10 protein-coding genes are annotated in these 13,382 nt (G+C 62.2%); 3 read left to right on the top strand and 7 right to left on the bottom strand.

What is annotated here, in order from left to right; genetic code table 11:
* Positions 1-157: 157 nt before the first annotated feature.
* From AC6I97_RS14215 to AC6I97_RS14230, 4 genes are all read right to left on the bottom strand, one after another.
* Positions 158-1,414 carry a metal-dependent hydrolase family protein gene (locus AC6I97_RS14215; protein WP_497945221.1) on the bottom strand — a complete coding sequence of 419 codons (1,257 nt, stop codon included), beginning with the start codon at positions 1,412-1,414 and terminating at the stop codon, positions 158-160.
* A 65-nt stretch (positions 1,415-1,479) separates the two neighbouring features.
* Positions 1,480-1,935 carry a GAF domain-containing protein gene (locus AC6I97_RS14220; RefSeq protein WP_497945222.1) on the bottom strand — a complete coding sequence of 152 codons (456 nt, stop codon included), beginning with the start codon at positions 1,933-1,935 and terminating at the stop codon, positions 1,480-1,482.
* A gap of 42 nt (positions 1,936-1,977) precedes the next feature.
* Positions 1,978-3,651, bottom strand: coding sequence for a hydantoinase B/oxoprolinase family protein (locus tag AC6I97_RS14225; RefSeq protein WP_497945223.1), 1,674 nt, complete (start codon positions 3,649-3,651; stop codon positions 1,978-1,980).
* Positions 3,652-3,661: 10 nt separating this feature from the next.
* The gene (locus tag AC6I97_RS14230; protein ID WP_309926544.1) at positions 3,662-5,713 is read right to left on the bottom strand and encodes a hydantoinase/oxoprolinase family protein; all 2,052 of its coding nucleotides are present in this window, start codon (positions 5,711-5,713) and stop codon (positions 3,662-3,664) included.
* Between the two features lie 333 nt (positions 5,714-6,046).
* Between AC6I97_RS14230 and AC6I97_RS14235 the strand changes: the two genes are divergently transcribed.
* From AC6I97_RS14235 to AC6I97_RS14245, 3 genes are read left to right on the top strand one after another with little or no spacing between them, the layout of a single operon-like run.
* A complete protein-coding gene (locus AC6I97_RS14235; RefSeq protein ID WP_497945224.1) occupies positions 6,047-7,399 on the top strand; it encodes an MFS transporter in 1,353 nt (450 codons plus the stop codon).
* Positions 7,396-8,247, top strand: a complete 852-nt coding sequence (locus tag AC6I97_RS14240; protein WP_309926549.1) for an aspartate/glutamate racemase family protein — start codon at positions 7,396-7,398, stop codon at positions 8,245-8,247. Before AC6I97_RS14235 ends, AC6I97_RS14240 begins: the two co-directional genes overlap by 4 nt.
* The gene (locus tag AC6I97_RS14245) at positions 8,244-9,242 is read left to right on the top strand and encodes a zinc-dependent alcohol dehydrogenase family protein (protein ID WP_497945225.1); all 999 of its coding nucleotides are present in this window, start codon (positions 8,244-8,246) and stop codon (positions 9,240-9,242) included. Before AC6I97_RS14240 ends, AC6I97_RS14245 begins: the two co-directional genes overlap by 4 nt.
* Before the next feature lie 150 nt (positions 9,243-9,392).
* Here the strand turns inward: AC6I97_RS14245 and AC6I97_RS14250 are convergent, their stop codons facing one another.
* From AC6I97_RS14250 to AC6I97_RS14260, 3 genes are read right to left on the bottom strand one after another with little or no spacing between them, the layout of a single operon-like run.
* On the bottom strand, positions 9,393-10,883 hold the full coding sequence (locus AC6I97_RS14250; RefSeq protein WP_497945226.1) for a helix-turn-helix domain-containing protein: 1,491 nt from the start codon (positions 10,881-10,883) through the stop codon (positions 9,393-9,395).
* The gene (locus tag AC6I97_RS14255) at positions 10,876-11,958 is read right to left on the bottom strand and encodes a DUF917 domain-containing protein (RefSeq protein ID WP_497945227.1); all 1,083 of its coding nucleotides are present in this window, start codon (positions 11,956-11,958) and stop codon (positions 10,876-10,878) included. Before AC6I97_RS14255 ends, AC6I97_RS14250 begins: the two co-directional genes overlap by 8 nt.
* Positions 11,955-13,274 carry a hydantoinase/oxoprolinase N-terminal domain-containing protein gene (locus AC6I97_RS14260; protein WP_497945228.1) on the bottom strand — a complete coding sequence of 440 codons (1,320 nt, stop codon included), beginning with the start codon at positions 13,272-13,274 and terminating at the stop codon, positions 11,955-11,957. Before AC6I97_RS14260 ends, AC6I97_RS14255 begins: the two co-directional genes overlap by 4 nt.
* Between the last annotated feature and the right edge of the window lie 108 nt (positions 13,275-13,382).

Genomic DNA, 13,382 nt, shown 5'->3' on the forward strand with positions numbered 1-13,382 from the left:
TTCTTTCAGTCAATAGGGCGTACATCGTAACCGACGCTGACCGGAAAGGTTTAGAACGGATCTGACCGAAAACAAACCGCTGTTAGCACTATGCGAACTACTTGCAGCTTGTCCGTGTCGGTGCCCGCGGCGCGCGCAAGTACACCATCCGGCTTTCTCAGGCAACCGGAACGTTTAACGGGAGGTCCGCCGCACCCCGAAGGGCACCGGTGGAGATGATCTGCCCATCCTTGATGACGGTCCGCGTCTTGCTTTCGTCCCAGAGGATCGATGGTTCGTGGAAGGGATTCCCGTCCAGCATCACCAAGTCCGCGCACGACCCTCGGGTGATGCGTCCAAGGTCACCGCGTCCAAGCAGGGCGGCGTTGGTTGATGTTGCCGACCGGAGGGCGCCGTACACGCCAAGCACTTCGCACTGAAGGCGGAGTCCGGCCAGTTGCTCGTCCTCCAGTTCACCCATGAGGTCTGTTCCGAATCCGATCCGGACCCCAGCGTCGCGGGCCAGTGCCAGCGCGTTCCTCCCGGCCTCCAACACTTCCCGATTCTTGGCCGTTCCCGTTTTGGTGAGGCCGACTTCCTCTCCGCGTCGTTCCATGGCCTCGTAGGTCACCAAGGTGGGGACGAGATAGACGTCGTTGTCAGCCATGAGCCGGGCGGTTTCCGCATCCAGCAGATTGCCGTGTTCGATGCAGCGGACCCCGTTAAGTACTGAATGGCGAATAGCCTCGGGCGAATATGCGTGGGCGGTGGCATAGCTGCCCCGCCGGGAAGCCTCGTCCGTTACGACGCGGATTTCCTCCGCACTGTACTGCGGAACCCGAATCGGATCGACCGGCGAAACAACCCCTCCGGAGGTCATGAGCTTTATCGCGGTGGCGCCGGTTCGGAATCGGTGGCGCACGGCCCGCAGCAGGTCATCTGCGCCGTCCAACACTTCGCACATGTGGCCGCCATGGAAGCATCCTCCGTCGTTCGCGGCCCGGATATCGCCGTGGCCTCCTGTTTGGCTTAGCGCCGGTCCCGTGAAGAAGTAGCGTGGACCAGGGTACAGTCCCTCCTCGATGGCGTTGGCAAGGCCAACGTCACCGCCCGCCACGTCACGCACCGCTGTGAATCCACGGAGCAATGCAGCAGCGAGGCGCCTTGCCCCGGTAAGTGCGGAATAGCTAAGTGGCCCCGTCTCGTTCGTGGCGGACGTCAGGCTGAGCGCGTAAGCATGAAAATGTGCATCGATAAGTCCTGGAATCACGGTTCGGCCGCCGGCGTCAAGGACGGCACCGGTATCTTCCACCTCCCGCCCCACGTCGGTGATCCGGCCATCCCGGATGCTGATAGAGCCCTCAATCAGGTCAGGTGATTCGCCGTCGAAGATCAGGGCGTTACGTATTGTCAGGCTTTCCGGATTGGTGGTCACGTGCGGTTCCTTCCTGTTGTTGTCGGCGCGGGCGGGCCCCCAATTGGTGCCCGCCCGCGGTGGAACTAGTTAGTGGTGATAAGGGCTTCTTGGAGCAGATGGACGGACCGCCGTGCGACGTCCACGGCTGCCTCCACCGAACTCTGGTCGTAGCTGCCCTCAGGTGCGAGGAAGTTCATCGATCCGATAGTCCGGCCGCTGCTCACGACCGGAACGTTCACGATGGCCCCGCAGCCCAATGACTCGATCGTTTCCGAATCAAAGAAGAATGCGCGGACCGCTTCCTTGTCCGCCCCCAGGAACGGCTGCTGTCTCTCGAGGACCTGTTCAAGCCACACCCGGTTCGTGTCCCCGGCGAGGGTCTTCTTCCCGCCTACCGGATAGACATCGGGATGGGTGGTGTAGACGCGGGCCATACTGGCGCCGTCGTCGGCGATGACTGAGATGGTAAAGAGGGTGACGCCGACTGCTTTCCGGGCGCTTTCGCAAACGTCGTCGAAGGATTGATATTGGGAACTCATGGAGTCCTCCCTTCTGGATGGGAACCCATCCACTGGTGGGGCTTAGTAGCCGTAGTGCGTCCGGGCAAAGTCGTCGGTGATGAATCCATTGACGATGTCGTAGGTGATGTCCTCGCGGGAGCGCTTGGAGACGTCTCCGAAGCCGCCGCCCCCGCCCACAGCGAGGCGGACGACGTCGCCGGCTTTGACCTTGCGGGCGTTCGCCTTCAGAGTGCGGACCTCATCAGAGCGTCCGGGGTTGATCACAACTTCCGGGCCTTGAGCGTCCGATCCGCCGAAGAGTCCCCAAGCGGGGGTCTTTGACCGTTCGAACCACAGCCCGACCACGCAGTCGGCCAGGAATTCGTATTCGCGCACTACGCCGTTGCCGCCACGGTGCTGTCCGGGTCCGCCGGAGTTGGGGCGGATGGAGTACTCGTTGATCCGGAATGGGTAACGGGTCTCCAACATCTCGATCGGCAGGTCCTTGAGTGAGCCGTTGACGTTGTTGATCATGGCTGATTCACCGTCCGTGCCCTGCCAGGCACCCCAGCCGCCCAAGGTGGCTTCCATAGTGACGAAGTTCCGGCCGAAGCGGGTGTCGAAACCGGCGGCGGTGATAATCATGGAGTCACCGTGGCTGGCGCTGGCGACCCGATCGGGCATGGCCGGGGCCATTGCCTTGGAGACGAGGTCAATCAGCAGCCCAAGGTGGGAGAAGTACCACTGGCACGGGGCCGGCGTCACGGCGCCCAGAACCGAGCCGGACCGCACCTGGGTGGTCATTGGCCGGAAGGAACCACCGTTGGAGTTGGACTCCGGGCTGACGAGGAGCTTGTAGCCCACGCGCAGTGCCGAGACGGCCTGGGCGGCACCACAGTTGACCGGACCCAGGGTCTGGTCCGCCGATCCGGTGACGTCAAAGTCAACGGTATCGTCCGCTACCGTGATCCGCAGCTTGATTGGAATGGGAGTGTCCAGATCGATGCCGTCGTTGTCCAGGAAACCCTCGGCTTCGTAGACGCCGTCCGGGATGTTGCGGACGGTCGCACGCTCGATTTCCTCCGTTTGGCGGAAGATCTCATCCCGGGCGGCATCCAACTGCTCCATCCCGTACCTGCCCACGAGCTCCTTCATGCGGGTGGTCCCCATCCGGAGGGCTGCGATCATCGCGTGCATGTCACCAATGGTCTGGTAAGGGAAGCGCACATTAGTCCGGATCAGGTCAACGACAGAAGTCTCTATACCGGCTTCGACCAGCTTGACCGGCCCCATCCTGAAGCCTTCCTGGAAGATATCTGTCGAGTCCATCGAGCCGCCCACATCCTTGGATCCCATGTCCATCCAGTGCGCCCGAGTGGCCGCGAATCCAACCACGGCGCCGTCGTCGAAGATCGGAGCAAAAATGGTCACATCGTTCAGGTGGGTCCCACCCAGGTATGAATCGTTGAGGATCCAGATGTCCCCTTCCTGCCAGACCGCGCGGCCGTACATTTCCTCCACGGCGATCGAACACGTTTCGAGGTTGCCCAGGAACAGCGGCAGGCCTGCGGACTGTCCCAGCACTCGGTGTTCGGTGTCCAACAGGGCCACGACGCAGTCCCCGCCTTCGTAGAGGATGGGTGAGTAGGCGGAACGGATCAGGGTGGCGTTCATGTCATCCGCCGCGCTGGTGAGTGCATTGCGGATGATTTCCACGGTGACCGGATCCAGGGTTGTGACTGCTGCAATTGTCATTTTTGGTACCTCAGTTTTCTTCGACGTTTTCAGTGCGGATGACCAGGGAGCCGAACTCGTCGACCTGGACGTTGAACCCGGGTGGAACCACGGTGGTGGCGGTCTGCTCCACGATGATGGCGGGTCCTTCGAATGTGTGGCCAGCGCCGAGGTCGTCACGGCGGACCACGGTGGTGCTGTGCTCGACGTGGTCAAAGACCACCTGGCGGATTTCGTGCTTGAACTCCGGCCCCTGTGCAGTGACGTAGCTCGGAGCTTCCAGCCGTCCCAGGTCACCGACAGCCTGCGTGCGTAGCGTAACGATTTCGATCGGCGCGCCAAGGTTGGAGTGGCCGTAGCGCTCGTGGTACATCGCGGAGAATCGGCGGGCGAGGTTGGTGACGAAGTCGGGAGATTCGGGCTCGTCAGCGGATGTCAGCGGAACGTTCAGTGAGAACTCCTGTGACTGATAGCGGACGTCCACGGACGCCTTCGTTGCGCGGCTTTCCTCCGGGACCCCTTCCGAGACCAGTGACGACAAGCCTTCGACTTCCATGGAGCGCAGGATGCCGGCCATGTCGGCCACGTCGATGTCTTCGTCGAGGTAGAAGTAGGGTTCGGAAAAGTCCTTGCGGATGTTGGTTTGCAACATGCCCCAGGCGGAGAAAGCACCGGGAAATCGAGGAACGACTGTTTCCGGAATGCCGAGTTCCTTGGCCAGGAAGACTGCGTGCATGGGTCCAGCTCCGCCGAAGGCCACGAGGGAGAAGTCCCGGGGCTCGATGCCGCGGGAGATCGTGATGGTCCGAATCGCCTGGGCCATCTGCGAGTTGGCTACGTCGCAGATGCCTTCCGCCATGGCAATGGGGTCCAGGCCGAGCTGGTCACCGACAGTTTTCAGGGCTGTTATCGCGGCTTCGCGGTCCAAGGCGACCTGTCCGCCGGCGAACCAGTCGGGGTCGACACGGCCGAGGACCAGGTTGGCATCAGTGACGGTGGGTTCCGTCCCGCCGCGGCCGTAGCAAGCCGGTCCGGGGTTGGCTCCTGCGGAGCGCGGTCCGACCCGCAGGCCGCCGGCTTCGAGCCAGGCGACGGAGCCGCCGCCAGCGCCGACGGTGTGGATGTTGACAACGCTCATGAGCATCGGCAGACCTTCAAGGTGGGCCTCCGTGGAGACGTCCGGCTTGCCGTCAACCACCAAGGAAACGTCAAAGGATGTTCCGCCCATGTCCACACCGATGAGGTTGCGGTTTCCCGAGACACCTGCCAGTTCGACGTCGCCCATGGCGCCGCCGACCGGGCCGGAAAGCAGCGTCTGCAGCGGCCGCTTACGAGCGGATTCGGCGGTGAGTACACCGCCGGAGGACTGCATGATGTGCAGTGGGGCTTCCACTCCCCGGTCAGCGAGTTTATCTTCCAAGTCCAAAAGGTAGTTGCGTACGACCGGACCCGTGTAGGCCTCGACGACGGCAGAGGACGTGCGCTCGTATTCGCGCCATTCCTTGGCTGCTTCGTGCGATAGGGAGACGGTGAAGTCTTCCCCCAGTTCCTCTATGAGGATTTCGCGGGCCCTGAGTTCGTGCGAGGGGTTCTTGTAACTGAACAGGAACGCAACGGCGACGGCGCCATAGCCTTCCTCTTTTGCCCGGCGCGCTGCTTGGCGGACTGCCAGTTCGTCCAAGGGCACAAGTTCCCCGCCTTGGCTGTCCAGCCTGCCTTCGACGCCGATGACATCCTTGCGCTCGACCAGCGGGGCGGGCTTGCGGTACTGAGCATTGTAGAGCTCAAGACGCGGTCCGCGGGCGATGTGATAAGTGTCCTCGATGCCGGCGGTGGCCAGCAGCAGCACGGGAACACCACGGCGTTCGAGGAATGCGTTCAGGCCCTGCGTGGTGCCGTGGACCAGGAAATCGATGTCGGATAGATCATCAACTATCGATTCGAGGCCTGCGATGACGCCGGCACTGAGGTTCCCGGGCGTGGTTGACGCTTTCGTTGCCGCGTAGGTTCCGGCGTCCTGGTCGTACGCCACAATGTCGGTAAAGGTTCCGCCGATATCCATCGACACCCTGTAGTTCGGCATGTTTATCTCCTCATGGTTCTGGGAATGGCACTTTGTGTGTGGCAACACGCTACATACGGGGCCAACCAAGGGGATGGGCATACTGCACCCTTGTGCTCAAGCTGGACGGGCAGACTGCATAAAAGCGGTGGCAGTTACGCCATGCCCGGACGGGTGCACCTTTTGGGCGGTAGTGCTTGGCGCCCAAACCTCCATGCCAGAAAAGTGCAAGCTGAACACCATCTGTGAGTTCTCGGTTTGTAATGTGAGGGCAATCACTCGGCGGGAGGCTTGGACAGGCTGCTCCGAGTGGAGGCTTCTTCTTATCCCATTCGCAATATCGGAGGTCACGACATGTCCAATATCGACCCACTCGTTTCAGGGCCAGTGCCCGGGACTGCGAGTCCACCTCTCTCCATGGCCGTGGGGCACGCGTTCCGCGACATGCCTTTCGGGTTCATTCACGTCAAGATCTGTGCGGTCCTCTTCGTTGCTTTCGCAATCGAAGCCTGGGAAATGCTCATGCTCACCTACGTTGCCAGTGATCTGGCTACGAGCCTGCAGGTCGGAATGACGCAGGTAGGAATCGCCATTTCGGCGCTGTTCCTTGGCATGATTCCCGGGTCACTCGTTTGGGGACCCATCTCTGACCGGATCGGCAGGAAGGCCACCTGTGCGTGGAGCTTCTTCGGTTATGGCGTCTTTACGCTCCTGAGCTGCTTCGCGCCGAACTTTGAGGTCCTCTCGGTGGCTCGCTTCCTCTCCGGGCTTTTGTTCTCCGGCGTCTTCACGGTGACTTTCCCCTATTTTGAAGAACTGCTCCCTGTGAAGGTCCGCGGAAAGGCCACTGTATATCTGGCTGCAGGGTGGCCGATTGGCATCCTTGCCGCCCTCGGCACCGCTGCCCTGATCGGAGGGCACGGCTGGCGCTGGGTTATTGCTGTCAGCGCGCTTGCCAGCCTATGGGGCATCGTTCTATACAAGGTCGTACCGGAATCCCCCTACTGGCTCGCGAGGCGGGGCCGGAATGAAGAGGCACACGCTGTCCTCGAGCGTCTGGGTGCACGCGGCATCTCCCGGAGCGCCATATTGACGGTCTCGGACGGCAAAAAGCTGTCCTTCTGGAACCTCTTCAAGGGGAGGATGGGCCGGATCACGGTTATTCAGGTCCTCATCAACTTCACCTTCTCCTGGGGCTACTGGGGACTTCAATCGTGGATGCCCACGTTGCTTGAAGGGCGAGGACTGAGCGCCTCATCAAGCTTTGGCTTCATCGCCCTGAGCGCGGTGCTCATGATCCCCGGCTATATGTCGGCCTCCTACCTCACTGGACGTTTCGGGCGCAAGTGGATCTTCACGATCTACGTCCTCGCCGCAGCAGCCGGGGGATTCTTCTTCGGGACAGCCTCCACAGAGACCGAGATGTATGTAGGCATGTTCTCCCTGGCTTTCTTCGCCCTGGGAGCCTGGGGTGTCTGGGACACGTGGATGGGTGAGCTCTACCCCTCAGCGCTTCGTGGCTCAGGCTACGGGTCCGGGCTTTTCGGTCAGCGCGTCGCAAATACGGTCGCGCCGAGTCTTGTCGGGCTCCTCCTGGCCTCAGCCACCGAAACTACTTCGACAATCCTCTTTATCAACATGTTCTTGTTTGCCACGGTCATCCTCGGCCTGTTCTTGCCCGAAACCGAAGGAAGTGAATTGGAATGATCAGCCCAAGCGAAAGTCTCGACGTTCTCCCGGAAAATACCCGGATCCTGTGGATCAACCCGCTGTTCACCGATCTTTACAACCGCGCAATGGCGGACTCCTTCCGCCAGATTGTCCGTCCGGGCACCGAAGTTGATGTCGTCTCACTTGATGGCGTAGGCCCCTCCCACGTTGAGTACAACGCCTTCGAGGCACTCATGCTTCCGCAACTGCTGCGCACGGTGCGCTGGGCGGAAGAAGAAGGCTATGACGCCGCCGTCATCGGTTGTTTCTACGACCCGGCGCTGCGGGCCGCACGCGAAATCACCGATCGTATGGTGGTTGTGGGCCCGGCGCATTCGGCGCTGAGCCTCGCCGGCAGCCTGGGCGAGCGATTCTCCATTCTCGTTGGACGGAAAAAGTGGATTCCCGAGATGGCCGAGAACGTCCACCGTTGCGGCGCGTCAGACCGTCTTGCCTCGTGGCGCGTGCTCGAGATGGGCGTCGACGACTTCCAGGCGGACCCGGCTCTCACGGAGAAGCGGATCATGACCGAAGCCCGCAAGGCCGTGGAGGAAGACGGAGCAGACGTCGTCATCCTCGGGTGCACGGCCGAATTCGGATTCTTCCAAACGGTTCAAGAGGAAATTGGCGTACCTGTGATCGACGCGACTGTGGCCCCGCTCAAACACGCTGAGCAGCTCGTGGACTCGGCCCGCCGTTTCGGTTGGACGCACAGCAAGCGCTTGGGCTACGACGGGCCGACCGCCCAAGAACGTGCGCAGTTTTTCCCGGCCCTCAAGCCAAAGCACATGGTGTCAATGACTTCGGCCCCTGTGTTGACTGAACTCTCTATGGTCCGGCCATGAGCAGGCCGGAATCCGCGGTTGTCTTCCGCGAACTGGGAGGCCCTGAAGTGCTGAGCGTCGAAGATGCTTCGCCACGTCCGGTCGCCGACAACGATGTCCGCATCGACGTCGCAGCATTTGCACTCAACCGGGCAGATCTGATGTTCATCCACGGGGAGCACTACACCATACCGGCGTTCCCCTCGCGCATCGGTTCCGAGGCAGTGGGAACGGTGACCGAGATCGGCAAGAACATCACGGCCTTCAACATCGGCGACCGCGTGACGAGTATTCCCTTCTACACCACGACTGACGGCGTGCAGGGAACGACAGCCGTCCTTCCGGGAGACTACCTAACGCTTGCTCCACCCGAGCTTTCGGATGCCGAGGCCTGCTCTGTTTGGATGCAATATCTGACGTCCTATTTCGCCTTCGCAGAGGTAGCCAATCTCGGATCCGATGACACCGTGCTCGTCACGGCCGCCACCAGTTCGGCCGGGCTTGGCGCCATCGAGGTAGCGCGCGCACTGGGGGCGAGGGTGATCGCGACGACACGGACGGAGAAGAAGCGGTCGCTCCTCCTCGAAGCAGGCGCAAGCGAAGTTGCCCTTGTGGGAGTCGACGATGTCGGCGAGGTCATTGACCGCACCACCGACGGCAAAGGCGTGCGGGTCGCTTTCGATCCTATAGGAGGAGAGTCCCTCGGCACCTACGTCCATCACCTGGCACCCAACGCAGTGATTTTCGGGTACGGAACTCTGAGCGATCAGCAGCCCGTCATCCCCATGGCAGCAATGTGCAGGACTCAATCGGTGTTCCATCCCTACTCAATGTTCAACCATGTCGGACGGGCCGATGAACGGCAGAGAGGCGTCGACTTCATCCTCGAGCGGATTGGCTCCGGCGGGCTGCGGCCCAGGGTAGACAGGGTCTTTGCTTTCGACCAGGTGCTCGACGCCTACCGCTACATGGAGTCGAACGAACAGTCAGGGAAGATTGTTGTCCAGATAGGTTAGCCCTGCGGTCCCTGGATACCGTGTCCACAGAACAGTTGTCCATAGAACAGTTGTCCCTGGAACAGTTCGAAAGGACACGGACCAGGGACCGTTCCCGGGCATGGACCGCGGTCACGGATTGCTGGCGGAACGGTATGCCCGCGTGCTCGCCTAGTCTTGCAAAGAGCGCTGCAGCACTTTGGCAATGAGGTGGACGGACAGCAACTCGGACGGGATATCCAGCCGGACACCGAGTTCCCGTGCCCGATTAAGCCGGGCCTGCAGGGTGTTCCGGTGCAAATTGAGGGACTTCGCTGCGAGGCTCACTGAGCTGCGGTGATCCAGGAAGGCGGCCACCGCGGTAATAATCACGTCGCGGTCAGGAGATGCCATCAGGCGCGGCAGTGTTAGTTCGGCCACGAGCGCGACGGCGTCCATGTCCACGAAGCTGGTGGCCGCCGCCACCCCGAGTCTGGCGAGGCCTAGAACCGTACCCGGTCCCATCGACCGGGACGATTCAGCCGCCAGCCGGCCCTCACGCACGATCAACGCCAGCGCCGGGCCATCCTCCTGCCACCGGGACAGTCCGGCCACCAAGCCAAGCTCGGCAAGGGCCGGTCCCAGACGTGTCCTGATTCGGGTTTCGAGCTGCGTCGAGGCGTCCTGGTCCCCAGCGGGTACGAGCGTCAGCCAACCACCTTGAACCTCGGCCAAGGGACTGCGTGCTGTGACCTTGCGCCAGAGCAGGCGCAGCACAGCCGTCAGTTCGGGCCGATGGTCTTGCACCCGCCCGCCTCGGAACCACACAGCCACGTAATGCTCCCCTTCGCGCCAGCCCAGCTGGTTCAGCAGATGTCGGTGTTTCTCCTCGAATTCCGCCCCTGACGCATCAAGGTCCCGATCCAATTCCGCGAGCGCCGCTGTGGGAATGGCACGGGCAGAGCTGTGGAGGTCTTCCAACAACCAGGCGGCCTTCACCGCCGGGGTGGCTACCTCAAGGATTGAGCGCACCAGCCGCAGGTTGTGGACCCCGGATGTGGGCACGATTGCCGTCAGGGTGAAGCGGAGGGCACTATTGGCCTCGCCGACTTCTACGGTGATGACTTCGTCAGTCTCCCGTGGAGGTATTCCGGCGGAGGCCAGCACCACGCCGTCGTACCCCAGCAAAACTCCCACCCCGTCCAGTTCCCTGGAAATGGTCTTGAGAACGTCACCGAGGGTGGTGTCCTTTGTGACCGCCCGGGCTACCCGGGCCAGTTCCGCATCGACCACCGACAGGGCAGCTCCGATCTCGGCCGACAGAGCCAACGCCAATGCCGCTGGGTCCCCGTCAGCGGCCAGGAGGGTGGTGCCCAATCGCTCCGCCAGTCCGACCGCTCCGCTTGCATAGGTAGTGCCGGCCACGACGACGGCGCTGGCCCGCCGCTCCCAAGCGTGTCGCAGTGCCGCGGAAACCAGCCAGCCACCTGATCCCATCTCTGGTGAGAGGACGACCACAGTGTTGGGACGCACCTGTCGGATTTCCTCAAGCTGGGAGACCAGAACTACGCTCTCTACCAACCCGCTCGATGGAGTGAGATACAGAGGCGTTGTGCCACGGAGTGAGCCGTGCGCCAACAGCCCGGCGAGATCGAGCCGGGTTTCATTTTTCGACCTACGCATGTCGCCGCCTTGGGTGCGCTATCGGGATGCCGAAGGCCTTGGGCTCAGTGAGATCAAGCCCCGCCTCGGTGTACCACTGTGTCGCTGCCGTAATCTTCATGATGTCCATGACGTCGCCCACCTGGACGTCGTCGATGTTGACCACCGTGCCCTGCTCGGAATTGAGCAGGGTCACCATGTCCGGGACGGCTGCTGTTACTTCGCCATCCACGAGGACCAGCAGGATCTCATTCTGGATTTCGAGACGAACGATGCGCCCCGTGGTCTCGTCCTCGAGCGTTACGCTGGACGGTTGCGCCGGCAGGCCGAGGTCCGTTGGCCGCGAGAGGCTTTCGATGTGGCTCACGCGGGCCCGGGCGATGCGCGTGGTGCCGAGGAGCTCGGCGAGCATCAACAGCTTTCTCTCCACTGGGGTGTTCGCGTCGAGGATTTGCCCGATCCGGATCATCCGGCTGATGGAACCGTGGACGCCGTGTTCCTTCAGCTGTCGCGCTGAACACGGGTACATGGCGGTGGCTGCCCAGCCGCCCAGTTCGGTCACCAGTGCACGCACCAGCGTTTCGGCCCTCTGAGGGCTTTCCACCTCGACCACCGCCCGTTCCCCGGTTACCCCCTTGAGTGCGATGGGGCCTATCGCCACGTTTCCAATATTCAGCGTCGTTTGGCTGATCAAGGGGAAAACACGGCCCATGGGGTCGGAATCGATGACGGGCAGCCCGGACTGCAGTCCAACCATGAGGGGGACGATTCCGTTGATATTGGCGGCGGCAAGTGAATAGACCGCCCGCACCGAGCGCCCGAGATTGGCCTCGATGGCACGGATACAGCCAAGGAACTCATCTCCCACCGGAGGCATATCGGCAATGAAAAGGCCCTGCGTGACCATTCCGACCGCCACCACCAGGTCGTCGGGAGCAAGCTCGTCAACGGTGATGAGTTCCAAAGACCGGCCCTCCATCGCCCGCTGGATCATTTCTGCGTAGATGTAGATGGCCGTCGGGTCGATGGTGCAGGTCAGGAAGTGCGCCCCTGTGCGGAGGTTCCGGACGTCTTCGGTAGTGAGTACGGTGCTCATAAGGTTGCTCCAGGGGCAGATGTTGGTAGCGTGTGTTCCTCGTGGACGTACGTTTCTCCTGCCGCTTGGACCCGTATGCGAACGATACCCGGGTTGCCATAGGGCATGGCATAGACGTTCGATTCAATGATGCGGGTCTGCCCGGGGCTGGCGCCCAACTGGACCGCCGCTGAGTAGGCGTCCTCTTCGGCGAGGTTCTGTACGCGTTGCAGGTCATCCCGGCCGCGGACGGTCTCGAGCCTGTCGATCCACGCCGTCAGCGGCGCCCCGGCAGACCCTACCAGCGCGGCGTCCTGCGACGCCGGCAGAGTCGCCACCAGCCCGAACGGAAGCGCAGTCTCCTGATGCTCGCGGAGATCGGCAATCACGGAGGGGATGTCCGTGCGAACGGGATGGTGGACAGTGTAAGGCTCAAGTATGGCCGCATTGCTGGCGATGCTCGCGTCGAATCCTTGGCGGATGAGGCTTCTGGCCGCAGGCAAGCCTCCCCGGGTGTGGCCCACGGCGGCTCCGGCCTCCATGCAGAGAATGACTTCCCCATCGGGGATTCCCGCCAACGTGGCCGCGCCAAGGATCGCCATCGCGGACTCCGCGTACAACCCGTGCACAGGAGCCAACGCCAAGCGTGACAAAGGCGCCCGACCGCCGTCGTTCTTTCCAAACGACAAGAGGGTGGCCGGGAACTGGCGCCGGCCTGCCTCCTCAAGCAGGACAGCCAACTCTTCCCCCGTCTCCATCAGGGCACTGTTAAGGATGGCAGTGTAGTCGCGGTCCCGGAAAACGCTGGAATAGAAGTCGCTGGAAATACTGATACGCATGTCCCGGTCGTTGCTGAGGATGGCATCTGCAATGCGCGTTTCATGCGCCTTTGACGCCGTCGAACCGACGGAAGTGATCGCCACGTTCCGTACGCCACTGGAGAGGATGCCAGGGAGATCAGCCAGGAACGCCTCCAGGTCCAACCGGGCCAGAGGCCGTCCCCGTAGGTCATGCCCCCCGCTGACGTGCACGGTGCGGGTCACCGCCGGCTCAATAAGGGGTGGCAGCACGGTCATATGGAAGCGGTCCGCGGGAGGCCGGGGCGAAATACGGATGGCGACGACGCGGGCCAGCTTCCGCTCCGCCAGAACCCGTCCGACGTCGGCAGTGATCTCCGTGATGCTTGACGCGAACTCCCGACGGAGAGCGGACAGGGACGATTCCAGTGCTTCGGGCAAGCTGTCGGCGTGCACCTCCCGGGCGGCGGAAACTACAGTCCGCCCATCCAGCACAACGGTCCGGCAGCTGGTTCCCTGAAGCCGCAGTCCCACTCTCATTGTTCAGATCCCTGCCTGGCGTCTACCGACATTGAGTACCTGCCGACGGGTGGATATCTTCCATCCACATAGAGTCCACCACTAGTCGTCCTCTAATACTCCCCCAAA

This window comes from Arthrobacter sp. TmtSoilC48, assembly GCF_059739425.1.

Bases quoted from the DNA above. Each gene is read 5' to 3' on its own strand.
- AC6I97_RS14225 (WP_497945223.1), bottom strand. From the start codon at position 3,651: ATGACAATTGCAGCAGTCACAACCCTGGATCCGGTCACCGTGGAAATC.
- AC6I97_RS14255 (WP_497945227.1), bottom strand. From the start codon at position 11,958: ATGAGCACCGTACTCACTACCGAAGACGTCCGGAACCTCCGCACAGGG.
- AC6I97_RS14220 (WP_497945222.1), bottom strand. From the start codon at position 1,935: ATGAGTTCCCAATATCAATCCTTCGACGACGTTTGCGAAAGCGCCCGG.
- AC6I97_RS14240 (WP_309926549.1), top strand. From the start codon at position 7,396: ATGATCAGCCCAAGCGAAAGTCTCGACGTTCTCCCGGAAAATACCCGG.
- AC6I97_RS14235 (WP_497945224.1), top strand. From the start codon at position 6,047: ATGTCCAATATCGACCCACTCGTTTCAGGGCCAGTGCCCGGGACTGCG.
- AC6I97_RS14260 (WP_497945228.1), bottom strand. From the start codon at position 13,274: ATGAGAGTGGGACTGCGGCTTCAGGGAACCAGCTGCCGGACCGTTGTG.
- AC6I97_RS14250 (WP_497945226.1), bottom strand. From the start codon at position 10,883: ATGCGTAGGTCGAAAAATGAAACCCGGCTCGATCTCGCCGGGCTGTTG.
- AC6I97_RS14245 (WP_497945225.1), top strand. From the start codon at position 8,244: ATGAGCAGGCCGGAATCCGCGGTTGTCTTCCGCGAACTGGGAGGCCCT.
- AC6I97_RS14230 (WP_309926544.1), bottom strand. From the start codon at position 5,713: ATGCCGAACTACAGGGTGTCGATGGATATCGGCGGAACCTTTACCGAC.